This window comes from Propionivibrio sp. (assembly GCF_047602565.1).
Taxonomy (GTDB): domain Bacteria; phylum Pseudomonadota; class Gammaproteobacteria; order Burkholderiales; family Rhodocyclaceae; genus Propionivibrio.
This window is the reverse complement of the sequence record NZ_JASGGX010000001.1, coordinates 4,163,786-4,189,380: the sequence shown is the minus strand read 5'-3', so window position 1 is coordinate 4,189,380 and position 25,595 is coordinate 4,163,786. Positions and strand designations below refer to the sequence as shown.

At 67.0% G+C, this 25,595-nt stretch carries 25 protein-coding genes; 8 read left to right on the top strand and 17 right to left on the bottom strand.

The genetic code is table 11. From position 1 onward, the window contains the following. Window positions 1-27: 27 nt before the first annotated feature. Window positions 28-1,335, bottom strand: a complete 1,308-nt coding sequence (locus tag QM701_RS19725; RefSeq protein WP_415168705.1) for an MFS transporter — start codon at window positions 1,333-1,335, stop codon at window positions 28-30. 127 nt (window positions 1,336-1,462) lie between these two features. Between QM701_RS19725 and QM701_RS19720 the strand changes: the two genes are divergently transcribed. Next, window positions 1,463-2,344, top strand: coding sequence for a GntR family transcriptional regulator (locus QM701_RS19720; RefSeq protein WP_415168704.1), 882 nt, complete (start codon window positions 1,463-1,465; stop codon window positions 2,342-2,344). A gap of 82 nt (window positions 2,345-2,426) precedes the next feature. Here the strand turns inward: QM701_RS19720 and QM701_RS19715 are convergent, their stop codons facing one another. The 3 genes from QM701_RS19715 to QM701_RS19705 all read right to left on the bottom strand — a co-directional run bounded on the left by QM701_RS19715 (window position 2,427) and on the right by QM701_RS19705 (window position 5,564). Next, on the bottom strand, window positions 2,427-3,461 hold the full coding sequence (locus tag QM701_RS19715; protein ID WP_415168703.1) for a hypothetical protein: 1,035 nt from the start codon (window positions 3,459-3,461) through the stop codon (window positions 2,427-2,429). A gap of 34 nt (window positions 3,462-3,495) precedes the next feature. Further along, on the bottom strand, window positions 3,496-4,470 hold the full coding sequence (denD, locus tag QM701_RS19710) for a D-erythronate dehydrogenase (RefSeq protein ID WP_415168702.1): 975 nt from the start codon (window positions 4,468-4,470) through the stop codon (window positions 3,496-3,498). An 83-nt stretch (window positions 4,471-4,553) separates the two neighbouring features. Next, window positions 4,554-5,564: a TRAP transporter substrate-binding protein gene (locus tag QM701_RS19705; RefSeq protein ID WP_415168701.1), complete on the bottom strand. Its 1,011-nt coding sequence runs from the start codon at window positions 5,562-5,564 to the stop codon at window positions 4,554-4,556. Window positions 5,565-5,759: 195 nt separating this feature from the next. Here QM701_RS19705 and QM701_RS19700 point away from each other — a divergent pair, with 195 nt between their 5' ends. Beyond that, complete coding sequence (locus QM701_RS19700) at window positions 5,760-6,692, top strand: LysR family transcriptional regulator (protein ID WP_415168700.1); 933 nt, start codon at window positions 5,760-5,762, stop codon at window positions 6,690-6,692. A 21-nt stretch (window positions 6,693-6,713) separates the two neighbouring features. Here QM701_RS19700 and QM701_RS19695 read toward each other — a convergent pair whose 3' ends face one another. Beyond that, window positions 6,714-8,144: a PLP-dependent aminotransferase family protein gene (locus QM701_RS19695; RefSeq protein ID WP_415168699.1), complete on the bottom strand. Its 1,431-nt coding sequence runs from the start codon at window positions 8,142-8,144 to the stop codon at window positions 6,714-6,716. A gap of 94 nt (window positions 8,145-8,238) precedes the next feature. On the opposite strand from QM701_RS19695, the gene QM701_RS19690 reads away from it, so the two are divergent. The 6 genes from QM701_RS19690 (at window position 8,239) to QM701_RS19665 (ending at window position 15,253) form a co-directional block, all read left to right on the top strand. Next, window positions 8,239-8,883: a pyridoxamine 5'-phosphate oxidase family protein gene (locus QM701_RS19690; protein WP_415168698.1), complete on the top strand. Its 645-nt coding sequence runs from the start codon at window positions 8,239-8,241 to the stop codon at window positions 8,881-8,883. Between the two features lie 397 nt (window positions 8,884-9,280). Next, window positions 9,281-10,834, top strand: coding sequence for an ABC transporter ATP-binding protein (locus QM701_RS19685; protein ID WP_415168697.1), 1,554 nt, complete (start codon window positions 9,281-9,283; stop codon window positions 10,832-10,834). Then, window positions 10,821-11,876 (top strand): ABC transporter permease, encoded by a 1,056-nt coding sequence (locus QM701_RS19680; protein WP_415168696.1) that lies wholly within the window; start codon window positions 10,821-10,823, stop codon window positions 11,874-11,876. The genes QM701_RS19685 and QM701_RS19680 overlap by 14 nt, the downstream gene beginning before the upstream one ends. Window positions 11,877-11,894: 18 nt before the next feature. After that, on the top strand, window positions 11,895-12,815 hold the full coding sequence (locus tag QM701_RS19675; RefSeq protein ID WP_415168695.1) for an ABC transporter permease: 921 nt from the start codon (window positions 11,895-11,897) through the stop codon (window positions 12,813-12,815). Between the two features lie 121 nt (window positions 12,816-12,936). After that, window positions 12,937-14,298 (top strand): 8-oxoguanine deaminase, encoded by a 1,362-nt coding sequence (locus tag QM701_RS19670; protein WP_415168694.1) that lies wholly within the window; start codon window positions 12,937-12,939, stop codon window positions 14,296-14,298. A 37-nt stretch (window positions 14,299-14,335) separates the two neighbouring features. Continuing rightward, a complete protein-coding gene (locus tag QM701_RS19665; RefSeq protein WP_415168693.1) occupies window positions 14,336-15,253 on the top strand; it encodes an FCD domain-containing protein in 918 nt (305 codons plus the stop codon). Window positions 15,254-15,299: 46 nt separating this feature from the next. Here the strand turns inward: QM701_RS19665 and QM701_RS19660 are convergent, their stop codons facing one another. The 12 genes from QM701_RS19660 to QM701_RS19605 form a co-directional block, all read right to left on the bottom strand. Further along, on the bottom strand, window positions 15,300-16,001 hold the full coding sequence (locus QM701_RS19660) for an aspartate/glutamate racemase family protein (RefSeq protein ID WP_415168692.1): 702 nt from the start codon (window positions 15,999-16,001) through the stop codon (window positions 15,300-15,302). Next, the gene (locus tag QM701_RS19655; RefSeq protein WP_415168691.1) at window positions 15,991-16,302 is read right to left on the bottom strand and encodes an antibiotic biosynthesis monooxygenase family protein; all 312 of its coding nucleotides are present in this window, start codon (window positions 16,300-16,302) and stop codon (window positions 15,991-15,993) included. Before QM701_RS19655 ends, QM701_RS19660 begins: the two co-directional genes overlap by 11 nt. Beyond that, window positions 16,299-16,715 (bottom strand): cupin domain-containing protein, encoded by a 417-nt coding sequence (locus QM701_RS19650; RefSeq protein WP_415168690.1) that lies wholly within the window; start codon window positions 16,713-16,715, stop codon window positions 16,299-16,301. The genes QM701_RS19655 and QM701_RS19650 overlap by 4 nt, the downstream gene beginning before the upstream one ends. Before the next feature lie 22 nt (window positions 16,716-16,737). After that, entirely contained in the window at window positions 16,738-18,108 is a 1,371-nt protein-coding gene (locus tag QM701_RS19645) for an NAD-dependent succinate-semialdehyde dehydrogenase (RefSeq protein ID WP_415168689.1), read from the bottom strand. 45 nt (window positions 18,109-18,153) lie between these two features. Next, window positions 18,154-18,888 (bottom strand): ABC transporter substrate-binding protein, encoded by a 735-nt coding sequence (locus tag QM701_RS19640; RefSeq protein ID WP_415168688.1) that lies wholly within the window; start codon window positions 18,886-18,888, stop codon window positions 18,154-18,156. 145 nt (window positions 18,889-19,033) lie between these two features. Continuing rightward, entirely contained in the window at window positions 19,034-19,804 is a 771-nt protein-coding gene (locus QM701_RS19635; protein WP_415168687.1) for a hydroxypyruvate isomerase family protein, read from the bottom strand. A gap of 66 nt (window positions 19,805-19,870) precedes the next feature. Further along, window positions 19,871-20,941, bottom strand: a complete 1,071-nt coding sequence (locus QM701_RS19630; protein ID WP_415168686.1) for an Ldh family oxidoreductase — start codon at window positions 20,939-20,941, stop codon at window positions 19,871-19,873. Window positions 20,942-21,125: 184 nt separating this feature from the next. Next, on the bottom strand, window positions 21,126-22,412 hold the full coding sequence (locus QM701_RS19625; protein ID WP_415168685.1) for a tripartite tricarboxylate transporter permease: 1,287 nt from the start codon (window positions 22,410-22,412) through the stop codon (window positions 21,126-21,128). Window positions 22,413-22,422: 10 nt separating this feature from the next. Further along, entirely contained in the window at window positions 22,423-22,650 is a 228-nt protein-coding gene (locus tag QM701_RS19620) for a tripartite tricarboxylate transporter permease (RefSeq protein ID WP_415168684.1), read from the bottom strand. Window positions 22,651-22,664: 14 nt separating this feature from the next. Then, window positions 22,665-23,105 (bottom strand): tripartite tricarboxylate transporter TctB family protein, encoded by a 441-nt coding sequence (locus tag QM701_RS19615; protein ID WP_415168683.1) that lies wholly within the window; start codon window positions 23,103-23,105, stop codon window positions 22,665-22,667. A gap of 84 nt (window positions 23,106-23,189) precedes the next feature. Continuing rightward, window positions 23,190-24,182 carry a tripartite tricarboxylate transporter substrate binding protein gene (locus QM701_RS19610; RefSeq protein ID WP_415168682.1) on the bottom strand — a complete coding sequence of 331 codons (993 nt, stop codon included), beginning with the start codon at window positions 24,180-24,182 and terminating at the stop codon, window positions 23,190-23,192. Between the two features lie 181 nt (window positions 24,183-24,363). Further along, window positions 24,364-25,437, bottom strand: a complete 1,074-nt coding sequence (locus QM701_RS19605) for an isocitrate/isopropylmalate dehydrogenase family protein (RefSeq protein ID WP_415168681.1) — start codon at window positions 25,435-25,437, stop codon at window positions 24,364-24,366. Between the last annotated feature and the right edge of the window lie 158 nt (window positions 25,438-25,595).

Genomic DNA, 25,595 nt, shown 5'->3' with positions numbered 1-25,595 from the left:
GATTGACGACTACGACGGATTGCCAGGTCATGCCTTGGCGGGAACGGCAGGCACCTGCCGGGGAATGCGCATGGTGATCAGCAGCAGGAAGGAGACGGCGCACAGGGCGGCCTCGACCATGAACACGCCATGCGAACCGTAGGTTTGGGCGACATGGCCCAGCGCCTTGTTGGTCAGGAAGCCGCCCAGGCTGGAACAGGAATTGATGAAGGCGATGCTGACGGCCAGACCGGCCGGCGAAAGCAGCGCGGGGGGAATGGCCCAATAGGGTCCGTAGAAGCTCAGGATGCCGATGCCGAACATGGCCATGCCCAGGATGCGCAGCGTCATGCTGGAAACGCTGGCGATGACGAGGAAAGCGATGCCGGACAGCAGCATCGGCCAGGCCGCGTGCCACTTGCGTTCGCCCGTCCGGTCCGAATGCGCTCCCCACAACGGCATCGCGAACATGGCGCAGACGAAGGGCACGGCCATAATCAGACCGACCTGCGTGTCGGTCAGTCCCTCGGCAAACCCCTTCACCTGGCCGGGCAGCCAGTAGTTGGACGCCTGCGACGCCGCCTGGATGAACATGTAGATGAAGGCCAGCTTCCACAGCGTGAGCTCGCCCAGGACGGCGGCCAGCCTGGGCTTCCCGGTGTTTTGCGCGCCTGCCCGCTCGCGCCCCAGTTCGTCGGCGAGCCATTGCCGCTGCCGGGCGTCCAGCCACCTGGCATCGTCCGGCGTATCGGGCAGCAGGTAAAAGGTCATCACGCCCAACGCGATGGTCGGCAGGCCCTCGATGGCGAACAGCCACCGCCAGCCTTCGTAGTTCCGGGTGTTGACGTGCTCGACGATCCAGCCGGACATCGGCGCGGCGACGACCGAGGAGACGGCAATGGCCAGCATGAACAGCGAAGTGACGCGCGCACGCTCCTTGGCGGGAAACCAGCAGGCCAGGTAATAGATCATGCCGGGGAAGAAGCCGGCTTCACAGACGCCGAGCAGGAAGCGCGCATAAATGACGTGATCGACGTTTCTGACGAAGAACATCAGCAGCGTGACGCTTCCCCAGGCGACGACGATCGAACCGATCCAGCGTCTCGCGCCCAGGCGCTGGATGGCCATGTTGGCGGGAATCTGGAACAGCAGGTAGGAAATGAAGAAGGCGGAGGCGATCGTGCCGAACTCGGTCTGCGAAATATTGAGCGCCTCGTTCATCTGCAATGCGGCAAAACCGACATTGACCCGATCCATGTAATTGAAAAAGTACAGGATGAAAGCGAACGGAATGATCTTCCGCTTGACGATCCGAAGGGTCTGTTCGCCCAACTCCGGCAGGTTCGCACTGTTCATTGCAGACTCCCTTGAACGAAACGATTTCCACGGCGACGAGGCGCTTCGGGCTTGCCGTCGCATGCGTGGACAACACGTTAGGAATGGGCCGAACAGGCGTCAATCCACTGGCATCGATGTATGAAATATGACGCCAATCCGCTCCGTGATTACTGGAAAAAACAATGCCAAACAATGGGATACACGTGGCATCCGGTATCTGATATATCAGCGGAAACGATGGATGGCAGAGGCTTTAGCCGTTACCATGCGGCTGTTCTCGCACGGATTGCATGCGCAGCCGAGGCGCGAACGTGCGGCGGAGGGAAAAAATTCGAAAGGGGACGAACCCATGCGTCGAGATCAGTCCTGCAGCATCGAAATCCCCAGATCACTGACCGAAGTGGTGGAAGACAAGATTCGCCAGATGATCGTGAGCGGAGATCTCGAATTCGGAGAACAGATCACCGAGACCCGCCTGTCGGAAATGTTCAAGCTGAGCAAGACGCCCATCCGCGAAGCATTATTGCGCCTGAGTTCCGGCGAGCGGCTGGTGGAAGCCAAGCCGCGCTGCGGAACTTTCATCTTTTCCCTGACCGAGAAGGAAATCAGCGACATCAGCACGCTGCGCATCATGCTGGAACAAGGCGCCATCCGTGCGGCGATGAAGGCCAACCGGGCTGCCTTGCTGGTGGACCTGGGTAAGAACCTGAAGGCCTCGGAATGCCTGTGGGAGAAGATCGACCTGGCGGTTTACCGGTCGCTGGACCACGGCTTCCATCGCCTCTTCCTGATCCATGCCGACAATCCCTATCTGCTGGATACCTACCGGATGATCAGCACCAAAGTGCTGGCCATGCGCAACCGGCTGACCTTTTCTCAGGAGTACGTGCGCAAATCCATCGCCGAGCATCGAGACATCGTTCAGGCCCTGTGCGGCGACGACCTGGAACAAGCCTGCAGCATCGTGGAAAAACACATCAACAACGGATTCACGGAACGCACCCGGCGCCTGCTGAGCGGCGCATAGGCGAACGCCGGAATCCATTGCCGGATTCCGGCGCCACGCCCTGCTCCGCGTCCGCCTCGGCGCGCTGCGAGGCGTTGGCGGCTTACGCCGTGGCGATGTACAGCGCGGCCTCGTTGGTTTCCCGGTTGGCGGCGACGAGGATGTCGCGCCCTTGTTCGTGCAGGACGTAGGCGTTGCTGGGCCCGACGCCTTCCTCGATCAGCACCGCTTCGAGCGCCAGCGGCGCCTTCTGCTTGGCCCGCACGTAGAACAGCTGCTGCTTGCCCCGTCGGCAGCCGCCGATGAACACCGGCTCGCCGGCCAGCGTCGTCCCCACCACCACGTGGTAGAACTCGGTCACCTCCGGGTGCTCGAACACCTTCTTGAAGACGCCGGCGATCCGCTTGTAGATGCGGAAGTACTGGCCGTGGAATTCCTCGATCGTGGCGAATTCAAGCTCGCCGTCGCCGTCGATGTCGAGCGCCGCGATGTCGCTGATCGGCCAGTCCATGAACTGCCGCACCGTCCATTGCCCGTCCGGCGTCTGCGGCGGGGTGACTTCGAACGCCCCTTCGCGCCCGGTCACCAGCCCGCGCATCACGCCGTCCCGCACCAGCCGGCTGTAGCCGTGGTTCTGGGTGATGCCGTCCTGGAGCACGGTGACCTCTAGCGGGCCGGGGCCGGTGTATTCGCCGACCCAGATCTTGCCGGGACTCGACCAGTCCTCCTTGGTGGCCTTTTGGGTCGCCAGGGTACCGGCGATGAAGTAGTGCCGATCGCCCACGGTGAGCAGGTCGAAGCGGTGGATGTAGGGCAGGTGCAGGATGTCGGTAACTTCATACTTCTCGCCGGGCAGCGGGCGCACGTGCACCACCTTGGCCTCTTCCCAGTCGAACATGCGGAAGAACTTCTGCACCGCCAGGAATTCGCCGTTGGTGCCCGGAATCGGCACGATCGACATGGTGCCGCCCGGGCCGTCCCAGACCGTGTGGCTCCCGGTGTAGTCCGGGCCGGTCCAGGCCAGGCAGCGGTCCTCCGCCTCGGAAGCGAGCAGGATGCGCGTCTGCCCGTCCACCTCGATGCTGTTGCAGGAATAGACGCTGTTCAAGGCGGCCAGTGTGCGTTTCTCGATCTTCATTGCTTGTCCATTCGGTTCTTGAAAACGGGAGATATCAGACCTTGATGCCCTGATCCTCGATGTAGCTGCGGATGATCGACTCCACATCCTGGTCGGCGGTGAAGCCGAGCTTCGCGGCGCGCTCGGTCGTGAAGGCCGCCGGCCAGGAGAGCACCAGCGCCTCGATGCGCGGGTCGGGCTGGATGCGGATGCGGTCGGCCACCGCGTCGCCGGCGATCCGCCGCAGCGTGTCGATCATCTCGCCGACCCCCGCGGTGGTGCCCGGCAGGTTGAGCACCCGCTTAGTGCCCCACGCCGACGACGGCAGTTCGCCGGCGTGGATCAGCGCTTCGATCACCTTGGCCGGGGAGAGCAGCCAGATCTTCGCCTCGCGCCCCACCGGGCAGATCGCTTCGACGCCGTTGAGCGGTTCGCGGATGATGCCGCTGGCGAACGAGGAAACCGCCAGATTGGGCTTGCCGGGGCGCACGGAGATGGTCGGCAGGCGCAGCGAACGGCCGTCGATGTAGCCCTTGCGCGAGTAGTCGGTGACGAGGTATTCGCAGCAGACTTTCTGGGCGCCGTAGGAGCCTTGCGGGTTGGGTGTGGTGCCGTCGTCGAGCACCGCCGGTAACTCGCCGCCGAACACGGCGACCGAGCTGGTGAAGACGAAGCGCGGCGGTTTGGCCTGTTTTCGGCAGAGGTCGAGCAGGCCGCGCGTGCCGTCGAGGTTGACGCGCATGCCGAGGTCGAAGTCGGCCTCGGCGCCGCCGCTGACCACCGAGGCGAGGTGGAACACCGCCGTGGTGTCGCCGCCGAGCGCGGCCTCGACGCCGGCCCGGTCGGTGAGGTCGCCCTTGACGCAGGTGAGCCGCGCATCGACGTGCTCCGGGAACGCCATGTCGAACAGGGTGATCCGCGCGATCGGCGCCTGCCGGCCCTCGGCATCCGCCAGCGTGCCCTTCTTCAGCAGCGCCTGCGCCAGACGGTAGCCCAGGAATCCGCCGCCGCCGGTGATTAGAACTTTCATTTTTTCACTCTCCATCAAAAATCATTGGCTCGACCGCGGCGGACGCCGGCTTCAGGCCAGCCCCGCCGCCCTCGCCGCGTCGCCTAGTTCGCCCGGAGCTTCTTGATCGCTTCGAGCACCAGGTTCGGCCCTTCCTTGTTGTAGGCCGACAGGTTCTTGTCATAGACCGGCCGGACCTTCTCGACCATCTTGTCGCGTTCCTGCCTGGACAGTTCGTTGACCACCATGCCCCGCTTCTTCAGTTCGACCAGCGCCTTGTCGTCGGCCGATTTGTTCGCTTCCCGCTGGACCTTGCGCGCCTCGACGGCCGCTTCGCGCAGGGCGGCCTTCTCGTCCGCGCTGAGTTCGTCCCAAAGCGTCTTGCTGTACAGGATCAGCCACGGCGTGTAGGCGTGGCGCGAGGCGGTCAGGTACTTCTGCACCTCGAACATCTTGTTGGTCTCGATATCGATGAAGGGGTTCTCCTGCCCGTCGACCGCCTTCATTTCGAGCGCCGTGTATAGCTCGGACTTGGGCATCGGCACGGGATTCGCCCCCCACTCCCGGAACGCATCGATGAAGATGTTGTTCTGCATCACGCGGATCTTCAGTCCCGCCAGATCGTCGAGCTTGCCGACCGGACGCCGGCTGTTCGTCAGATTGCGGAAACCGTTTTCCCAGTACGCCAGGTTGACCAGCCCGATCTCTTCCAGCCGCTTATTGAAGTAGTCGCCGGCGGGACCGTCAAGCACCGCGTAGGCTTCCTTCTCGTCGGCGAACAGGAAGGGCAGGTCGAAGACGCCCAGTTCCTTGACCAGGCCGGCCAGCGGGGAGCTTGAGGTGATCACCATTTCCTGCGTCCCGCCGCGCAGCGCCTGCACCGCCTGGGCGTCCCCGCCCAGCATGCCGCTGTAGTAGCCGGTGAGCTTCATCTTGCCGCCGGACCGGGCGGCGAGGATTTCCTGCATCTTCTTCACGCCGACCGAAACCGGGTTCTCCTCGGGAACGCCGGCCGAAATCCGTATCTTGCGCTCGGCATACTGGGCCAGTGAAAGGGATGAAACCGAACAAAGAGCGACGAGCAACACCGAAAGAACGCCTTTACGCATACGCATTGCAACCTCCGACTCGCATTGTTTGACCGGGAACCCTGGATGGGTCGTCTTTTGATCTACTGTCAGGCATCGCCCGCCTCTCCGGCATGGACGACGAAATCGATGGTAGGCGCCCAAGGTATATAAGTACAATTGTATTTATGTATTAATTGATATCATTCCTGAGATATCGACTCCTTTCGCGCACGCACCCGAATGACGACCGACGACGCCTCCGACGCCCCGTTCAGGCCCCTGAAAATATCGAGCCGCCAGGTGCTGCTCCTGAACGCGCTCGACCAGTACCGGAACATGCGGCGCGCCGCCCTGGCCATGCACACCACGCAGCCGACCGCGAGCCTGTTGCTGCAGCAGCTGGAATCCCGGCTGGACGTCAAGCTGTTCGAGCGCCATCCGCGAGGCATGGAGCCGACGATGTACGGCGAAGTCCTGATCCGCTACGCGAAAAGCGTCAGCCACGACTTCGAGCACGCCGAGGCGGAAATCGCCGAACTGGCCAAAGGCGCGCTCGGCTTCGTGCGCATCGGCAGCGTCATCGGCACGGTGCCCGCGCTGCTCACCGGCTGGCTGCTCGATTTCAGGGCGGCGTATCCGCGGGTCCGGCTGTCGATCGACGTGGGGACGAGCGACACGCTGCTGCCCCACCTCATCCGCGGCGACCTGGACCTCGTCCTGGGGCGCTTTCCGGACCGGCTCGACAACCAGGGGCTGGAAATCGACTTCTTCGACCAGCCGGAGCAGATGAGCGTCGTCGCCCGGCCGGGGCACGCGCTCGCCGGCAAGCAAAGCATCGCGCCCGGCGAACTGGAGGCGCAGACGTGGATTCTGCATCCCGTGGGCAGCCCGATGCGCCTGCGCGTCGAGACCGCGCTCAAGCAGTACATGCGCTCGTCGACGCTCGACATCGTGGAAACGACCTCGCTGCTGACCATCACCTCGCTGATCGAATCCTCCGACATGATCTCCGTCGTGCCGCACGACGTCGCCCGGCACTACGCGAAATACGGGCTGCTGGCGATCCTGCCGATCGACCTGCCGATCTCGCTGATCAATCTCGGCATCATCACCCGCAAGGCGAAGACGCTCTCGCCCGCCGTCGTCGAATTCCTGAAGATGGCCCGCAAGTAGGCGGCCGGCGCGCGCCCGGCTTCAGGGCGCCAGCCGGCCGACCAGTTCCGGAATCCGCTCGGCCGCCGCCATCCCGTAGCCGAGCAGCAGCCCGTTGCCGCCGTCCGGCCCGGCGTAGTAGGTGCTCAGGGCGCGCGCGACCACGCCCCGGCGCAGCGCGGCCTCGACCAGCGCCGTGTCCGGCAGCGACGCCGGCAGGCGCAGCACGAGATGCAGCCCGGCCTGCCCGCCGAGGATTTCGCAGCCGCCGAACCGCGCGCGCAGCTCGGTGCGCAGCACGGCCTGCCGCTCACGGTAGATCGGCGCCATGCGCCGGACGTGGCGCGTGAGCTGGCCGCCGTCGATGAAACGCGCCAGCGCCCGCTGTTCCATGGCCTGACCGCCGCGATGCAGGGCGCGCAGCGCCTCGCCGATCTCCCTGACCGCCCAGCGCGGCACGACGAGATAGGCGATGCGCAGCCCCGGATAGAGCAGCTTGCTGAAGGTGCCGACGTAGATCACCGGCGCGTCCGGGCGCAGCCCCTGGATCGCCGGCAGCGGCGCGCCCGGCCGGGCGTGGTTGAAGTCGCTGTCGTAATCGTCCTCGATCAGCCAGCCGCCGCCGATGCGGTTGAGCAGGTCGAGGCGCCGTTCCAGGCTGAGCACGCTGCCCAGCGGATACTGGTGCGAGGGCGTCACGTAAACGAGACGCGGCGGCGACGCGCGCCACAACGCCGCGCCGGGCGCCATGCCGTCCTCGTCCACCGGCACGTGCACCGTGCGCAGTCCCGCCGCCAGCATCACGTTGCGCGCCGGCGCGTAGCCCGGCTCCTCCAGCCAGACGGTATCGCCGGCGTCCGCCAGCAGGCGGGCGCAGGCATCGAGGGCGGTCTGCCCGCCGGGTACGACGAACACCTGCTCCGGCGTACAGGCGACGCCGCGCCGCGCGGCCAGGAAGGCCGCCACCGCCCGCCGCAGCTCCGGCTCACCGCCCGGTTCGGCATAGGCCACCTGGCGGGCGCTGACTTCGCTCCAGGCGCGCTGCAGGACCTTGGCCCAGGCGCGCCACGGAAAAGCGTTCAGGTCGGGCACGCCCGGCGCGAAGGGCAGGAAGGATTCGTCGCGCGCGGCCGCCGGCAGCCGCCGCGCGCGCTGCGCCAGAAAGGAAACGGGTGGCGGGGCGGACGGCTCCGCCGCCGCGCGGCGAAACGGCAGGCGGCCGACGCGCGTGCCGCCCCGGTCGGCCTCCAGGAAGCCTTCGGCCAGCAGCTGCTGGTAGGCGAACAGCACGCCGTTGCGCGCCATGGCGTAGTCCTCGGCCAGCCGGCGGCTGCCGGGCAGGCGCGTGCCGGGCGCCAGCCGGCCGGACAGGATGGCTTCCTTGAGCAGCCGGCACAGCCGGGCCTGCCGCGGTTCGCGCTGCCGATCCGCCGCCGGATCGTGCAATGCGCGCAGGACGAGTTCGAGCGGCATCTGGCTCCATTCAGATGAAAGGTACTGGACCTGTGCATGGTGCCACACTCCGGCTAGGGTGACGCTTCCACATCGAGAATCGAGGAGAACGCGCATGCCCGGCCAACCGCCCAGCCCCCGCACCGAAATCCGCCGCAAGCCGCAGCGCGCGCACTACGACCGCGCCACGATCGAGGCCATCGTCGACGCGGCGCTGATCTGCCAGGTCGCCTTCAGCCACGAAGGCAGCGTGCATTGCCTGCCGACCGCCTGCTGGCGTTCCGGCGACCACCTGTACATCCACGGCGCGGCCAACTCGCGCATGGCGGCGGCGCTGCTGGCCGGCGAGTGCTGCGTGTGCATCGCGCACCTGGACGGGCTGGTGCTGGCGCGCTCGGCCTTCCACCACTCGATGAACTTCCGCTCCGTGGCGATCTACGGCCGCTTCGAGGAAGTGACCGACCCGGCGGTCAAGGCCGCCGAGTTCGCCGCCTTCGTCGAGCACGTCAGCCCCGGCCGCGCCGCGCGCGTGCGGCCGCCGTCGGCGGCCGAGACGGCGGGGACGCGCCTGCTGCGCCTGCCGCTGCGGGAAGCCGCCGCCAAGATACGCACGGACGGCGTCATCGACGCCGAGGACGACCTGGCCCTCCCGGTATGGGCCGGCGTGGTGCCGCTCGGCCTGCGGGCCGGCTGCCCGGAGCCCGACGCCGGCTGCGCCGGCATGGAACAGCCGGGTCTTCCCGCATGCGTTGCCGGGTAAGCGCACCAGTGCTCCGCGCATGATCGCCTCCCCCTTCAAGGGGGAGGTCGGGTGGGGGATGGGGTGTTCCGCCGGAAATCACATCGGTTCAGCCGCCATTTGCACCCCATCCCCGGCCCGGCAGTGCTGGCTTTACACAGCCAGCCCGTTCGGACGGCGCAGAGCGGTGCTCTGCGAAACCCCGTCCTCACCCCCTTGAAGGGGAGGGAGAGGACATCCGGGCGATTGCCCTGAACGGGTCTGCCGGGGCTGAATTCCCACCCCGCAAACGTGTATCATTCGATCCTTCCGCGCCGGCGCGGGAAGTGCCGGCGCAGGGTCCACGACTGCGTGCGTTTCCTTTGCCGCGCATTCCGTAAACCGCCAGCCCGAACCGTAACGCACCGCCGGAGCACGCATGAGCGCCCCCGTTCCCCGCCTGGAATTGCTGCACGTCACCAAGCGCTACCCCAGCGTCGTGGCCAACGAGGACGTCAGCCTGACGGTGCAGCCGGGCGAGATCCACGCTGTGCTCGGCGAGAACGGCGCCGGCAAAAGCACGCTGATGAAGATCATCTACGGCGCGGTCAAGGCCGACGCCGGCACCGTGCTGCTCGACGGGCAGGAGGTGAACATCGCCAACCCGGCGCAGGCGCGCCGGCTCGGCATCGGCATGGTGTTCCAGCATTTCTCGCTGTTCGAGACGCTGACCGTGGCCGAGAACATCGCCCTGGTGCTCGACGAGCCGTTCGACCTGCCGGCGCTGGCCCGGCGCGTGCGGGAGGTCTCCGAGCACTACGGGCTGCCGCTCGACCCGAACCGCCTGGTGCACAGCCTTTCGGTCGGCGAGCGCCAGCGCGTCGAGATCGTGCGCTGCCTGCTGCAGAAGCCCAAGCTGCTGATCCTCGACGAGCCGACCTCGGTGCTCACGCCGCAGGCCGTGATCAAGCTGTTCGAGACCCTGCGCCAGCTCGCCTCGGAAGGCGTGTCGATCCTCTACATCAGCCACAAGCTGCACGAAATCCAATCGCTGTGCGACCACGCCACGATCCTGCGCAACGGACGGGTGACCGGCAAGGCCGTGCCGCGCGAGGAGACGGCGGCGAGCCTGGCGCGCATGATGATCGGCCGCGAGCTGCCGGTGTGCGAGGCGCCGGTGTACGCCGGGGAGCACCACCCGGTGCTGACCGTCGCGGGCCTCGATCTCGAACCGACCTCGCCGTTCGGCACCGCGCTCAAGGACATTTCGCTGACCGTCTGCTCCGGCGAAATCCTCGGCATCGCCGGCATCTCGGGCAACGGGCAGGCCGAACTGCTGTCGGCCCTGGCCGGCGAGGTGGCCGTCGCGCGCGACGTGATCCGCCTCGACGGCGTCTCCATCGGTCATCTGGACGCCGGCGAGCGGCGCGCCAAGGGCATCGTCTACGTGCCCGAGGAACGGCTGGGGCGCGGCGCCGTGCCGCCGCTCTCGCTCGGCCACAACGCCCTGCTCACCGCGCACCGCCAGGGCATGAAGCACTGGGGGCTGGTGCGCTACGGCATGGCCCGCAACTACGCCGACGAGTGCGTCAGCCGCTTCGACGTGCGCGGCGGCGACGCGTCGACCAACGCCCGCGCGCTGTCCGGCGGCAACCTGCAGAAATTCATCGTCGGCCGCGAGATCATGCTGAAGCCCGAAGTGATGATCGTCGCGCAGCCGACCTGGGGCGTCGACGTCGGCGCCTCGGCGATCCTGCGCCAGGCGCTGCTCGACCTGTCGCGCACCGGCGTGGCCATCCTGGTCGTCTCCGAGGAGCTGGAGGAGCTGTTCGAGATCGCCGACCGCATCGCCGTGCTCGCGCAGGGCCGCCTGTCCGCCGCGCAGCCCAAGGCGGAACTCAACGCCGAAAAGGTCGGCCTGCAGATGGCGGGCCTGTTCGATCACCCGGGCGAGGCCAGCGCCCCGATGGAAACGCACCATGCACCTGCTTGAGCCCCGCCCCTACCCGTCGCGCGTGATGCGCTGGACGGCGCCGCTGATCGCCGTGGCGGCCACGCTGCTGATCGGCTCGCTGCTGTTCTGGGCGCTCGGCAAGCCGGTCGCCGAATCCTTCCGCGTGTTCTTCGTGCAGCCGCTGGCCAGCGGCTACGGCTGGAGCGAACTGCTGATCAAGGCCTGCCCGCTGATCCTCATCGCGCAGGGCCTGGCCATCGGCTTCAAGGCGCGCATCTACAACATCGGCGCCGAGGGCCAGCTGATCGTCGGCGCGCTGGCCGGCGGCTGGGTGGCCATCGCCAACGACGGCAGCGACGCGGCCTGGATCGTGCCGGCGATGGTCGCGGCGGGCGCGGTCGGCGGCGCGCTGTGGGGCGCCATCCCGGCCCTGCTCAAGACCCGCTTCAACGCCGAGGAGACGCTGACCACGCTGATGCTCTCCTACGTCGCCAACCTGATCCTGGCCTACATGGTGCACGGCCCGTGGCGCGACCCGGAAGGCATGAACTTCCCGCAGTCGATCATGTTCGGCGACAGCGCGCTGTTCTCCATCCTGATCGAGGGCTCGCGGGTCAACACCTCGGTGTACATCACCATCTTCGCCGTGCTCGCCTTCTGGATCTTCAACGCCAGGAGCTTCCTGCACTTCCAGATTGAGGTCGGCGGGCTGGCGCCGGCCGCGTCGCGCTACGCCGGCTTCTCGGCCCGGCAGACGGTGTGGTTCTGCCTGCTCGTCTCGGGCATGACCGCGGGCATCGCCGGCGTCGGCGAGATCGCCGGCCCGGTCGGCCAGCTCAACCTGAACATCTCACCGGGCTACGGCTTCGCCGCGATCATCGTCGCCTACCTCGGCCGCCTGCACGCGCTGGGCATCGTCCTCGCCGGCTTCCTGATGGCGCTGATCTACCTCGGCGGCGAGGCGGCGCAGGTCGCGCTGCAGCTGCCGGCCGCCATCACCGGCATCTTCCAGGGCATGCTGCTCTTCTTCCTGCTCGGCTCGGACGTGTTCATCGACAACCGCATCCGCCGCCTGGCGTAACCGCCTCCGCCGACGACCATGATCGAACACCTCATCCCCATCCTCGCCGGCACCTTCGCCGCCGCCGTGCCGCTGATCTTCGCCGGGCTCGGCGAACTGGTGGCCGAACGGACCGGCGTGATCAACCTCGGCGTCGAGGGGATGATGCTGGTCGGCGCCATCGCCGGCTTCGCCGCCGCCGCCGAGAGCGGCCACGGCGCGCTCGCCGGCATCCCGGCCGGCGCGCTGGCCGGCGCGGCGACAGCCATGATCTTCGGCTTCTTCGCCCTGTCGCTCGCCGCCAACCAGGCGGCCTGCGGGCTGGCGCTGACCATCTTCGGCATCGGCCTGTCGGCGTTCATCGGCCAGCACTACATCAGCTACAGCCTGCCCGGCCTGAAGCCGATCGCCATCCCGCTGCTCGCCGACATCCCGGTGCTCGGCCCCATCCTGTTCAAGCAGGACGCGGTGGTCTACCTCTCGCTGCTGACCTTCGCCGCCATCGCCTGGACGCTGACCAGGACCCGCCTGGGGCTGCTGCTCAAGGCCATCGGCGAGTCGCCCGAGGCGGCGCACGCGATCGGCTATCCGGTGATCAGCATCCGCTTCGGCGCGGTGGCCTTCGGCGGCGCGCTGGCCGGCGTCGCCGGCGCCTACCTGTCCACCGTTTACACGCCGCTGTGGGTGCAGAACATGAGCGCCGGGCGCGGCTGGATCGCCGTCGCGCTGGTCGTCTTCGCCTCGTGGAAGCCGGCGCGGCTGATGCTCGGCGCCTACCTGTTCGGCGCGGTGACCATCCTGCAGTTCCACGCGCAGGGGCTCGGCATCATGGTGCCGGTGCAACTCCTCGCCGCCCTGCCCTACGTGGCGACCATCGTCGTGCTGGTGATCATCTCGCGCGACCGCCGCGTGCTGCAGAACAACCTGCCGGCGTCGCTCGGCAAGCCGTTCCTGCCGTAAGCGGAAAACTTGATTCAAACCACAACGAGCACAACGGGCACAACGAAAAAAACAGAAAAAAAGCTGTCTTGCATTTCGTTGTGTCCGTTGTGCTCGTTGTGGTTAATTCTTTGAATTCGACATGCCCACTTTACTGCTCAAGAACGCCGACGTCCTCGTCACCATGGACGCCCAGCGCCGGGAGATTCCCGGCGGCGGGGTATTCGTCCGCGACGGGGTGATCGAGGCCGTCGGGCCGTCCGGCGAGCTGCCGGAAACCGCCGACACGGTTGTCTCGCTGGCCGGCTGCGTCGCCCTGCCGGGCCTCGTCAACACGCACCACCACATGTACCAGAGCCTGACGCGCGCGGTGCCCGGCGCGCAGGACGCCGAGCTGTTCGCCTGGCTGCGCCGCCTGTATCCGATCTGGGCCGGCCTCACGCCCGAGATGATCCGCGTATCCACGCTGACGGCGATGGCCGAGCTGATCCTGTCCGGCTGCACCACCTCCAGCGACCACCTGTACATCTATCCGAACGGGGCGCGCCTCGACGATTCGATCGAGGCCGCCGCCGAGATCGGCATGCGCTTCCACGCCGCGCGCGGCAGCATGAGCGTCGGCGAAAGCCGGGGCGGCCTGCCGCCCGACCGGCTGGTCGAGGACGAGGACGCCATCCTGAAAGACACGCAGCGCCTGATCGAGACCTGGCACGACCCGGCACGGCACGCCATGCGGCGCATCGTCGTGGCGCCCTGCTCGCCGTTCTCGGTCAGCCGCGACCTGATGCGCGAGGCGGCGAAGCTGGCGCGCGGCCACGGCGTCGCGCTGCACACGCACCTCGCCGAGAACGACAACGACGTGGCCTACAGCCGCGAGAAGTTCGGCATGACGCCCGCCGAATACGCCGAATCGCTCGGCTGGGTCGGGCCGGACGTGTGGCACGCGCACTGCGTCAAGCTCGACGCGCCGGGCATCGGCGTCTTCGCCCGCAGCGGCACCGGCGTGGCGCACTGCCCCTGCTCGAACATGCGGCTGGCCTCCGGCATCGCGCCGATCCCGGCCATGCGCGCGGCCGGCGTGCCGGTCGGCCTGGGCGTCGACGGCAGCGCCTCGAACGACGCCGCGCACCTGCTCGGCGAGACGCGGCAGGCCATGCTGCTCGCCCGCGTCGGCTTCGGCCCGGCGGCGATGAGCGCGCGGCAGGCGCTCGAACTCGCCACGCTCGGCGGCGCGCGCGTGCTCGGCCGCGACGACATCGGCGCGCTGGCGCCGGGCATGAGCGCCGACGTGGCGGCCTTCGCCACCGGCGGCCTCGATCTGGCCGGCGCCGCCGTGCACGATCCGGTCGCCGCGCTGCTCTTCTGCACGCCGCGCAACGCGCGCCATGCGGTGATCGGCGGCAAGGTGGTGGTCAGCGACGGCCAGCTGCTGCCGGTGGACCTGCCGGCGCTGATCGAGCGGCACAACCGTTTGGCGCGAGAACTGGTCGGCCGGACCGTATAATCCCGGTATCTTCCGGTCCTTCGCCACTCCCGATCCCATGGATACGGCCACGCCTCCCGCCAAGACGCCATCGCCGCTGCCGAGCAAGCTGGCGCAGCAGATCCTCGCCTACATCGCCGACAACCGGGTCGAGCGGGATACGCACCTCGGCGAGGAGAAGCTGGCCGCCTATCTCCGGGTGTCGCGGACCCCGGTCCGCGCGGCGCTGGACTTCCTCGCTGGCATGGAGATCGTCGAGAAGCGGCCCAACAAGGGCTACTTCGTCAAGGCCGATCCCGCGTCGCTGGTGGCCAAGCCGCTGGTCGACGAGAACACCGAGGACCTCGTCTATTACCGCATCGTCGAGGACCGGCTGGCGGGCGCGCTGCCGGAAAAAATCTCGGAACTGGAGCTGATGCGCCGCTACGGCGTAACCAAGTCCCGGCTGGCCAGTCTCCTGCGCCGCATGTCGCAGGAAGGCTGGATCGAACGCCTGCCGGGGAAGGGATGGGAGTTCCTGACGGTCCTCGTCTCTGAGGAGGCCTACGATCAGATGTACCAGTTCCGCATGCTGGTGGAACCGGCGGCGCTCCTGCAGGAGGGCTACCGCCTGCCGCCCGGCGATCTGGCGCGCCTGCGCGGCCTGCAGCAGGCGATGCTCGACGGCGGCATCCTGCGCTTCTCCCGCGCCGAGACGTTCCAGATCGGCGCGCAGTTCCACGAAACCATCGTCGCCGGTTCGCGCAACCCGTTCTTCATCGATGCGATCCAGCGCATGAACCGCCTGCGCCGGCTGCTCGACTACCGCGCCCACGGCGACCGCTCGCGCCTGGTGCATACCTGCAAGGAACACCTGGAGCTGCTGGACATGATCGAGGCGAACAGGCTGCAGCAGGCCGCCGACTTCCTGCGCGAGCACATCGATTACGAACGGCGCATCAAAGTCCCGCTGACGCGGAAGAACGCCGCGGCGTAAGCCGGCGATTGCCTCGGCTTGGCCGGCCGCGAATCTATTCCTGAAGCTATTCCCCTGAGTCCGCGAGCAGTTGCCGCATCCGCCTGACCGCGCTGTCCGGCGTGGTGAGCACCGGCTTGCCGGAAATCGCGGCGCACATATCCGCTGCGCTCTGCGACATCGAGAACTGCGCGAAGCAGATGACGTCGGCGTCCTGCACGCCGCCCGCCGCCCGCGCGATCAGGTCGTTGTGCCGGGCCTGATCGCCTTTCTGCGCGGCTTCCAGCGCGCCGGGAACGTGAATCCGGTCAACGGTCACGTGGCGCCCGAGCGAGGCGGCGTAGAGATGGATCTCGTCCGTGATCGGCGCCAGGGCCGGCTCGAACGTCGCCATCAGCGCGAGCCGGTCGCCGTGGGCCAGCGCCTCCCCGACCATCGCCTCGTTCGGGCGCAGCACCGGGATCGGCAGCGCCTCCTTGCAGGCGTTGATCGCCGGGCCGAACGCGGAGCAGGTGAAGATGATCCCGTCCGCCCCGGCGTCGCGCGCGTACGCGGCGAGCTTGAGGAAACGGTCGGTCAGGCTGCGGTCGATCTTCCCGGCGCGTTGCAGATCGGGGGAAAGCGAATCGTCGAGCAGGTTGGCCAGCCCGGCCTCCGGCCACAGCTTCCGGAAACTGTCGTTGATCGCCGCGATCGCCAGGGGCGTAGCGTGGATCAGGAAGATCCGGGGCGCGGACGGGCGGGCGGCGCGGTTCTCTTCAGAAGCCATGGACGGTTTCCACGGTGTGCTGGACCTCGGGCGGCACCAGGAAGCAGTGCCCGACGCAGCGGCGCCATTCCTGGAAATCCTCCGAGCCGCGGAAATCCACCGTGTGGTTTTCCAGCGTGTCCCAGCGGACCAGCAGATGGTAGAGGTGCGGCTTTTCGACGAAGCGCCGCACTTCCATGCCCCGGCACCCCTGGGCGCGCTGGAACAGCGGCACGGCGCGGCGCACGCCGGCTTCGAATTCCGCTTCCATGCCCGGCTTGATCGTGAGCAGGGCCACTTCGAGGACTGTCTGTTGCGTCATTTCCTGTGCTCCGCCGAAACCGGGGCCGTGGCGCCCGTTTCGATCAGCGTGCGGGTGGCGTCGGCGCTGGCATAGATCCACAGGATGCGCATCGGCTGCGAATCCGACAGGTTGCGGAAGCGGTGCGGGACGTTGGGCGGGATGTAGGTGCAGTCGAGCGGCTTCAGGCGGTATTCCTGGCCGTCGATGTCGAGCATCGCGTCGCCGGCGATCAGCACCACGCTTTCCTCGCAGTTGTGGCTGTGGAAGGGAATCCTGGTGCCGGCGTCGAAGTCGGTGTAGCCCGTGATGAAGCTGGTGGTGCCAACGGCGCGCGTGACCAGCGGCGTGGTACGCGCGCCGCCGCCGCGTTCGTAGGTCGGCAGGTCGTCCAGCGGCAGCACGGCCGCAGCGGAAGGGGTTTTGAAGGTCATGGGTTTCCTTTCAAGGGGTCGATCATTTCGCCGGACCGATCCAGACGGTCTTCACGTTGGTGAATTCGCGGATGCCGAACTCGCCCAGTTCGCGCCCGTAGCCGGACTGCTTGACGCCGCCGAAAGGCAGCCGCGCGTCCGAGGCGACCAGGCCGTTGATGAACACGGCGCCGGCTTCGATGCGCCGGGCCAGGGTTTTGGCGCGCTCCAGGTCGCCCGTCCACAAGGCTGCCCCGAGGCCGAACTCGGAGTCGTTGGCGACCCGTAGCGCCTCCTCCGCGTCGGCCACGCGGATCACCGCGGCGACCGGGCCGAACGTTTCCTCGCAGCCGGCGGCCATGTCCGGGGTCACGTGGTCCAGCACGGTCGGCGCGTAGAAATGGCCCGGACCGTCGAGCGGATGCCCGCCCATCAGGAGCTGCGCCCCGGCCGCGACGCTGCGCTCGACCTGGGCGTGCAGATCGTCGCGCAGGCCCCGGCGCGCCTGCGGACCGACGTCGCAGTCGCGCTGCAGGGGGTCGCCCACCTTGAGTTTGGCGACGCCGGCGCAGAGCAGCTCGACGAAACGGTCCGCCACCGCCGCCTCGACGATGAAGCGCTTGGCCGAGATGCAGCTCTGGCCGGTGTTGGAGAAGCGCGCCTTCACCGCCGTCTTCGCCGCCAGCTCGACATCCGCGTCGGCCAGCACGATGAACGGATCGGAACCGCCCAGTTCCAGCACCTGCTTCTTCATCGCCCGCCCCGCCTGCGCGGCGATCTGCCTGCCGACCTCGGTCGAGCCGGTGAGCGTCAGCGCGGCGATGCGCGGGTCGTCGATCAGTGCCGCGACGGCCGCGTGTTCGACCAGCAGCGTGGTGACCAGTCCTTCGGGCGCCTCCGCCTGCCTGAACGCCGCTGCCAAGGCGAGCGCGCATTGCGGCACATTGCTGGCATGCCGCAGCACCGCCGCGTTGCCCGCCGCCAGCGCCGGCGCGGCGAAGCGGATGAACTGCCAGAACGGGTAGTTCCACGGCATGATCGCCAGCAGCACGCCGAGCGGATCGAAGACCACGGCGCTCTCGCTGGCGTTGCTGGCGACGCTCCGGTCGGCGAGAAAGCCGGGCGCGGCCTGCGCGTAGAACTCACACGTCCAGGCGCATTTCTCGACCTCGGCCTCGGCTTCGGCGATCGGCTTGCCCATTTCCAGCGTGATCAGGCGGGCGTATTCCGCCTTGTTCCGGCGCAGCACCGCGCCCACGCGGGCCACCAGCTGGCAGCGCGCCTCGACGGATTGCCGGGCCCACTGCTTCTGCGCGGCGACCGCCTTGTCCAGGAAGGCGGACACCTGCTCCTGCGTTTGCAGCGCGAACGTCGCCAACGTCTGTTCATTGGCGGGATTGATGGAAACGATCATGACTGCGAACCTCCGAATTGCGAAGAACGGATGCTGCTTGCGGACTCAGCCCGCCGGCGCCACCGATGCGCCCTGGATGCCGTGCCGCTCCAGGGCTTGCGCGACGAATCCCGACGCCTTGAGCTCCTCGACGAAGGCGCCGAGATAGGCGTGCGCCGCGTCGCCCCGCCGGCGCGCCAGGCCCATGGCCTGCCGGATGACCATGAAGCGCTCCGGCAGCAGGCGCAGGCCGGGATGGCGCGCCATGTCGGCCTGCAACTGCTGCCTGACCCCGGCGGCGACTTCGAGGCGCTGGTCGAGGAACAGCGGCAGCACGGCCTGCGGGTTGGACGCGCGGACGATCTCCGCCGATTTCAGCTCGCGCGAAAGGAACAGGTCGTAGGCGCTGCCGCGGCCGACCGCGACGCGAATCCCGGCGCGGTCGACGTCGCCGTTGTCGCGGATCGGCGAGGCCTCCGGCACGAGATAGCAGCCTTCGATGTGCAGGTAGGACGAGGTGAACGCGATGCTCTCCCCCCGCTTCGAATCGATGGCGAAGAAGCCGATGTCGGCCTGATCGTTGGCCACGGCGTCGACCGACTGGCTGGCGGAATCGAAGACCACGAACTCGATGCCGACGCCCAGGCGTTCGGCCAACGCCCTGGCCATGTCGATCGAAACGCCGTAGGGCGGCGCCTCGGGCGAATCGCGGCGGGCGAGCACCGGGTTGCCGAGGTTGATGGATGCGCGCAGCACGCCCGTCGGGGCGAACAGTTGCGCGGCCTGCTCTGATGTAATCATTTATCGATCCTCACGAAAACGACGAAAAGCCTCCACGACCGGCCCCGGCGGGACTTTTCCGGGACGCCGAACCTCCCGACGGCGCGGAGATTCGCCTTCGAATCCTGCCTGCGGCCGCCCATGGCCTGCATGATAGGCCCTCTTTTCACAGATACCGCCGCAGATGCGCCAGGCCGGGCAGCGTGCCGTTCGCCGGCTTGTACTCGCAGCCGACCCAGCCGTCGTACCCGGTGCTTTCCAGCACCGCAAAGAAGCGGTCGAAATCGATGTTCCCGGTCCCCGGCTCATGGCGGCCGGGCACGTCGGCGATCTGCACGTGGCCGATCCGGCCCGCCCACCTGCCGACGAGCCCGATGGCGTCCCCCGTCACGGTCTGCGCGTGGTAGGTGTCGAGGAGCAGGCGCAGGGAATCGCTGCCGATCCCGGTGATCACCTCGTCCGCGCGTTCATACGTGCTCATGGCGTACCCCGGAACCTCGCCGCTGCCGATCACCTCGATCAAGGTTCCCAGGCCGTGGTCCGCCGCCTCTGCGACCGCGCGCCCGACGTTCTCCAGGTAGATCGTCCGGGCAGCCTCGTCCCAGTCGCGCACGATCCCGGCCATCGGGTGAATCCAGCGCGCGCCGAGCACCTTCGCGTAATGGATCGCCTGGCGCAGTCCGCCGATGAATTCGTCCCGGCGATCCGGCAGTGCGGCCAAGCCTTTCTCGCCCCTGGCCGCATCGCCGAAGGGCAACGCGACCTGCACCCACTGCAGGTCCAGCGCGTCGATGATTTCCCTCAGCCACACCGGGTCGTACGGATAGACGGCGGGCCATTCGACGGCCTTGAAGCCCGCCCTCGCCGCCTGGGCGAACCGCTCCAGCGGCTCGAACTCCGTGAATTGGTAACCGAGATGCGCGTTCAGTCTGGGCATGGCGCGTTCCTGCAGGCGTGGCAAGTCGAAAAGGGCGCGGACCGTGGAGAGCGGCCGCGCAACGGTTCATTTCCGGGCCGCATCGAGCTGTTCCGTGGTTCCGGTCTCGCGCGCCAGCTTGAGCAGTTCGTCCCACGTGTCGCCCGGCAGGGCAATGCCCTCCTCCATCTGGCGTTGATGCGCGCGGGCTTCCATTTCGCCCGGCAGGAATATCTCGGAAAACCCTTGCGCCAGGGGCTGGGACTTGATTTCTTCGATGAACGCCTCGATGCGCCGGTCGAACGCGGCGGGATCGATGAAATCCTCGATGTTGTAAACGGTGATGAAATGCCCGCAGCCGCTGCGCTTATCGTAGTGGTACGGGCCGTTCACCGCGCTCAGGAAGGCGCTGCCCGGCAGGACCCCGGCCAGCACGTCCATCAGCGTGGCGATGGCATAGCCCTTGTGCCCCGCCATGGGCAGGATGATCCCGGCGATGGCCGCCGCCGGATCGTCCGTCGGCGCGCCCTCGGCATCGAGCGCCCAGCCGAACGGGATCTTCTCGTGGCGCTGCCGGGCGAGGTAGATCTTGCCCCGCGCCACGCCGGTGTTGGCCATGTCCAGCATCAGGGGCGGACGCGCGCCGCCGGGCGCGGCGATCGACCACGGATTGGTGCCGACGATCTTGTTCTTCGCCCCGCCCCACGGCGCCATCGCCTTGCCGCCGTTCGAGGTCATGAAGGCGATGCAGCCTTCCTGCGTCGCCAGGCGCGTGTAGTACATCAGGGTGCCGAAGTGGTTGGAATTCCTCACCGCCACGGTGCCGACGCCGAATTCCTTGGCCTTGGCGATGGCCATCCGCATCGCCCGCTCGGCGATGACCTGGCCCACGCCTTCCCTGCCGTCGATCACCGCGACGCAGCGCCGGTCGCTGATCACGTCGATGGCGGTCACCGGCGACATGACGCCGTGGCGCAGGCGTTCGACGTACCAGCTGGTGCGCAATACGCCGTGCGACTGGTGCCCCCACAGGTCGGCCTGGACCAGCACATTGGCGACGAGCCGCGCATCCGCCTGCGGCACCCCGTGTTCGACGAAGATGCGCGCAACGCAGGCTTCGAGTGGCGCGGCCTTGACGATTACCGTTTCCCCGCTCATTCAGTCTCCTCCGAAGGTTGCACAAAAGGGCGTTATTAACCACAACGAACACGACGGGCACGACGAAAAGCAAAATCTTCAATTAACCACGGCGACACGGCGGGCACGGCGAAAAGCAAAAACTTGTTTCTCGTTTTTCGTTGTGCCCGTCGTGTTCGTTGTGGTTAAACGTTCTTGCCATCCGTCAGCTTTCCTCGATCAGCACTTTCTTGCCCCGCAGCTTCATGATCTGCGGCACGGAAACCCACAGGACCGCGATCACGAGAAACACCAGGGAAATCGGGTCGGTCAGGAACCGGCTGTAGTCGCCGTTGTACAGGTTCACCGCCCGGCGCAGATTGTTCTCGATCAGCGGCCCCAGGATGAGCGACAGGACCAGCGGCGCGATCGGGTAGTCGTTCTTCGACAGGAAGTAGGCCGCCACGCCGCTGCCGACCATCAGCAGCAGGTTGAACAGGCTGACCTGCACGGCATAGACGCCGAACACCGAGATGGCGAGGATGCCGGGGATCAGATATTTCGGCGGCGTCTCGATCACCTTGGCGAAGACCTTGACCAGCGGCAGGTTCAGGATCAGCAGCATGACGTTGCCCACGATCATGCTGGCGATCAGCCCCCAGGCGACCTGCGGGTTGTCCTGGAAGAGCAGCGGGCCCGGCGTGATGTTGAACATGATCAGGGCGCCCATCAGCACGGCGGTGGTGCCCGTGCCGGGAATGCCGAGGGTCAGCAGCGGAATCATCGCCCCGCCGGCCGCCCCGTTGTTCGCCGCTTCCGGCGCGGCGACGCCCTGGATGGCGCCCTTGCCGAAATTCGCCCCGTTCTTGCTGAGCTTCTTCTCGGTGATGTAGGCCATGAACGAACACAGCGTCGCGCCGCACCCCGGAATCAGACCCTGGAAAAACCCGAGGATCGAGCCGCGCAGGATCGATGCCCAGCTGTCCTTCAAGTCCTGCTTGCTCGGCATGATGCGCCCGACCTTGATCGGCTCGCCTTCGGCGTAGTCGCGGGTGATGATCGTCTTGAACACCTCGCCGAGGGCGAACATGCCCACCGCCAGCGTCAGGAATTCGATGCCGGAATAAAGCTCGGGATAGCCGAAAGTCATGCGGGCCACGCCGGAGATCGGATCGACGCCCACCGTGGACAGGATCAGCCCCAGCGTGGTCATAATGAACGCCTTGACCTGCGATTTCCCGGCCAGGCTGGAGAGGGCGCACAGGCCCAGGATCATCAGCGAGAACTGGCCGGCGGGGCTGAACTTCAGGGCGAGCTCGGCCAGCGGCTTGGCCATGAACAGCAGCCCGACGCAGGCGATGATGCCGGCGACGAACGAGGCGATCGCGCAGATCGCCAGGGCGACGCCCGCGCGGCCCTGCTTGGCCATCTGGTAGCCGTCCAGCGTCGTGCACACCGAGGAGTTTTCTCCCGGCGTATTGATCAGGATCGCCGTCGTCGAACCGCCGTACATCGCGCCGTAGTCAGACGCCCGCCAGCAGGATGATCGAGCTGGTGGCGGCGTCGGCGGTCGGCATGCCGCTGGTCAGTGTGGCGGTGACCGGGATCAGCAGCGCGACGCCGCTGATCGGCCCGATGCCCGGCAGGACGCCCACCAGCGTGCCGAGCAGGCAGCCGATGAACGCGAACAGGATGTTGATGGGCTGCAGGGCGATGCCCAGCCCCTGAGCGAGATACTGTAGTGCCTCCACGTCTGTCCCCCGTATCAATCGATGAAAGGCAGTCCGGGAAGAACTCCCAGCGCCACGTCCACATACAGGTAATACACCCCGCCCGAGAACGCGGCCGCGATGAGCGCCGATTTCCAGTGCTGCCCCTTCTCCATCGCCTGGAATCCGGCCAGCAGGAACAGGAAGGTGGAAATGACGTAGCCGAGGGGTTCGAGCAGGAACACGTAGGCCAGGAGCAGCCCCAGGATGATCAGGAATTGCCGGTACTCCAGCCCGTCTTTCCGTGCGGCAGCCTTGGCGCGCAGCGCCGCGACGAGGTTGACGGCGCTGAAGATGACGAGCACGACCGACAGGAACAACGGCAGTTCCTTGGGGCCGATGGAGCCTCCCGTCGAAGACGTCGTCAGGGTCTGCGCGTAGAAGAACAGGGAGATTCCCAAGGCCATGAAAACGATGCTTGCATAACGATCGAACATTTATTTACCGACGCCTCCGCTGAAAATTGGCCGGATGCATGGCGGCGGAAAAGCAAGGCTCCGCCGCCATGACCTCAGGTGTTCTTATTTGGCGATGCCCATCTCCTGGTAGATCTTCGTGTACATGTCCTGGTCGGCCTTGATGTAGTCGTAGAAGCCCTTGGCGTCCTTGTAGGCGTAGATGACCCCCTGCTTCTTCAGCTCGTCCTTCCATTCCTGGGTCCCGACGAGCTCCGCCACCTTGTCCCCCCAGTATTTCTTGGCCACGGGCGGCACGTCCTTGCCCAGGAAGACGCCGCGCCAGTTGGTGGTGACCACGTCGTAGCCCTGCTCCTTGTAGGTCGGGATGTTCTTCATGATCTCGTCGTCGCCCAGCCGCGCGGCGGAGGAAACGCCCAACACCCGCACCTTGCCGGCCTGCAGGTACTGCTTGATCGACGAGACGTCGGAGGTCATGGCGTCGGCGTGTCCGCCGAGCAGCGCGGTCAGGGCTTCACCGCCGCCGTCGTAGGTGTTGTATTTCACCGCCTTGAGGTCTACCCCGGCATTGCGGGCCAGCAGGACGGAATTCAGGTGGTCCCAGGTGCCCGGCGCGCCGCCGCCGACGAACTGCACGCTGGACGGATTCGCCTTCACCGCGTCGAACAGTTCCTTCAGGCTCTTGTATCTGGAATCCTCCTTGACCGCGATGACGCCGTAATCCACCTGCAGCAGGGCCAGCGGATAGATCTGGTCCGGGCCGATCGGGCTGTTGCCGTCCTTCTTGATGTGATTGAGGATGAACGGCGTGGAGGCGATCATCAGCTTGTGATCGTTCTTCGCCTCCTGCGTGGCGAAGAAGACGGTGCCCGTCACCTGCCCGCCGCCCGGCTTGTTCTCGACGGTGATCGGCTGGGTGACGATTTTTTTCGCGTCGAATATCTTGGCCATGGTTCTGGCCACCATGTCGAGCCCGCCGCCCGCGCCGGCGGGCGCCAGCAGCGTCACCTGCTTCCTGGGCGCCCAGGCTTTTTCTTCCGCGGCGGCCGCCGGGGCGGCCAGGGTCGCCGCGACGAGCACGGCGGGAAGGATCGACAAACAATTCGCTTTCCTGGAAATCGTCATTGCACTCTCCTTGGTTTGACGGCTGAAATTCACCCGGTCTTGCGGTGCGCGGCCGGATGCGGTGAAGCGGATGGCGGACGGGCGTTGCGTGCTTCCTGGCGGGGGTATCCGGCTCGGGCCGGCGTCCCCCGCCGGCCCGCGGCCGCGTGGACGGTCACATCGCGCTCACCGCGTCGGCGACGTGCTTCCCGAAAGCCTTGCAGCCCGTGGCGCCGCCGAGATCGGCCGTCCAGCACGCCGGCTGCGCCAGGACCTTGTCAACGGCGGCTTCCATGGCCTTCCCGGCATTCGCCAGTTCCGGTTTCCCGTGGTGCTCGCCCATCCACTGGATGAGCATCGCCACGGAAAGGATCATCGAGGTCGGGTTGGCCTTGTCCAGGCCGGCGAGCGTCGGCGCCGAGCCGTGCTGCGCCTGCGCGCAGCAGTGCGTGTCGCTGGCCATGATCGAGCCGGCGAGGCCCAGGCTGCCGGACATTTCGCTGGCCAGGTCGCTGACGATGTCGCCGTAGAAGTTGGTCGCCACGATGACGTCGAAGCGTTCCGGCGTGCGCACCAGATGCGCCGTCGCCGCGTCGATCAGCAGGTCGTCAAGTTCGACTTCCGGAAATTCCCTGGCCACGGCGCGGACGCATTCGAGGAACAGCCCGTCGGTCATGTGGAAGCTGTTGGCCTTGTGCAGCGCCGTGACCTTCCGGCGCCGGGTCATAGCCAGCTCGAAGGCGCGGCGGGCGATCCGCTCGCTGCAGTGGCGCGTGATCTTGCGTACCGAGAGCGCCATGTCCGGGCTCGGCATCAGCTCGGCCCAGCCTTTGGTCATGTTGCGGTCGGGATAGAAGCCCTCGGTCGCCTCGCGCATGATCACCAGATCCATGGTCCTGCCTTCCCGCATGTTGGTCGGGATGAACGGACGCGAACGCGCCGGGCGCACGTTGGCGTACAGGTCCAGGCCGATGCGGAAGCCCGCCGAGATGTTGCGGCCGCCCAGTTCGGGCTTCGGATAGTCCGCGTGCGACTGCGTCCCGAGGATGATGCCGTCGTAGGTCCTGGCCTTTTCCAGGGTTTCGTCGCGCAGCGTCGTGCCGTACTTCTTCAGGCTGGGAAAACCGGCATCGTCGTAATCGAAGACGAGGCCGAGATCGAAGCGCCGGCTCGCCGCTTTCGCCACCTCTACCGCCGCGTCAACGATCTCCGGACCGATTCCGTCGGCGGGAAGGACCAGTACTCTCATAAGCTTGCTCCTTGCAGTTAGTGAATCAAATCGATCGGCGGCGCCGCCCGGGGGCGCGATGCATGTTTTTGTCAAAATAAAAATACAATCATTGCCACATCATCGCTGCGTCATCCCAAGCGGCCCAGCTGATTCTTTTGCTTTACCGACCGGGGGGC

Coding starts and splice junctions, on each gene's coding strand:
- QM701_RS19630 (WP_415168686.1), bottom strand. CDS start 20,941: ATGAGCGGGGAAACGGTAATCGTCAAGGCCGCGCCACTCGAAGCCTGC.
- QM701_RS19705 (WP_415168701.1), bottom strand. CDS start 5,564: ATGCGTATGCGTAAAGGCGTTCTTTCGGTGTTGCTCGTCGCTCTTTGT.
- QM701_RS19695 (WP_415168699.1), bottom strand. CDS start 8,144: ATGCCGCTCGAACTCGTCCTGCGCGCATTGCACGATCCGGCGGCGGAT.
- QM701_RS19660 (WP_415168692.1), bottom strand. CDS start 16,001: ATGGCTTCTGAAGAGAACCGCGCCGCCCGCCCGTCCGCGCCCCGGATC.
- QM701_RS19690 (WP_415168698.1), top strand. CDS start 8,239: ATGCCCGGCCAACCGCCCAGCCCCCGCACCGAAATCCGCCGCAAGCCG.
- QM701_RS19670 (WP_415168694.1), top strand. CDS start 12,937: ATGCCCACTTTACTGCTCAAGAACGCCGACGTCCTCGTCACCATGGAC.
- QM701_RS19700 (WP_415168700.1), top strand. CDS start 5,760: ATGACGACCGACGACGCCTCCGACGCCCCGTTCAGGCCCCTGAAAATA.
- QM701_RS19725 (WP_415168705.1), bottom strand. CDS start 1,335: ATGAACAGTGCGAACCTGCCGGAGTTGGGCGAACAGACCCTTCGGATC.
- QM701_RS19650 (WP_415168690.1), bottom strand. CDS start 16,715: ATGACCTTCAAAACCCCTTCCGCTGCGGCCGTGCTGCCGCTGGACGAC.
- QM701_RS19680 (WP_415168696.1), top strand. CDS start 10,821: ATGCACCTGCTTGAGCCCCGCCCCTACCCGTCGCGCGTGATGCGCTGG.
- QM701_RS19655 (WP_415168691.1), bottom strand. CDS start 16,302: ATGACGCAACAGACAGTCCTCGAAGTGGCCCTGCTCACGATCAAGCCG.
- QM701_RS19615 (WP_415168683.1), bottom strand. CDS start 23,105: ATGTTCGATCGTTATGCAAGCATCGTTTTCATGGCCTTGGGAATCTCC.
- QM701_RS19605 (WP_415168681.1), bottom strand. CDS start 25,437: ATGAGAGTACTGGTCCTTCCCGCCGACGGAATCGGTCCGGAGATCGTT.
- denD (WP_415168702.1), bottom strand. CDS start 4,470: ATGAAAGTTCTAATCACCGGCGGCGGCGGATTCCTGGGCTACCGTCTG.
- QM701_RS19625 (WP_415168685.1), bottom strand. CDS start 22,412: ATGTACGGCGGTTCGACGACGGCGATCCTGATCAATACGCCGGGAGAA.
- QM701_RS19715 (WP_415168703.1), bottom strand. CDS start 3,461: ATGAAGATCGAGAAACGCACACTGGCCGCCTTGAACAGCGTCTATTCC.
- QM701_RS19665 (WP_415168693.1), top strand. CDS start 14,336: ATGGATACGGCCACGCCTCCCGCCAAGACGCCATCGCCGCTGCCGAGC.
- QM701_RS19635 (WP_415168687.1), bottom strand. CDS start 19,804: ATGCCCAGACTGAACGCGCATCTCGGTTACCAATTCACGGAGTTCGAG.
- QM701_RS19720 (WP_415168704.1), top strand. CDS start 1,463: ATGACGCCAATCCGCTCCGTGATTACTGGAAAAAACAATGCCAAACAA.
- QM701_RS19675 (WP_415168695.1), top strand. CDS start 11,895: ATGATCGAACACCTCATCCCCATCCTCGCCGGCACCTTCGCCGCCGCC.
- QM701_RS19685 (WP_415168697.1), top strand. CDS start 9,281: ATGAGCGCCCCCGTTCCCCGCCTGGAATTGCTGCACGTCACCAAGCGC.
- QM701_RS19645 (WP_415168689.1), bottom strand. CDS start 18,108: ATGATCGTTTCCATCAATCCCGCCAATGAACAGACGTTGGCGACGTTC.
- QM701_RS19640 (WP_415168688.1), bottom strand. CDS start 18,888: ATGATTACATCAGAGCAGGCCGCGCAACTGTTCGCCCCGACGGGCGTG.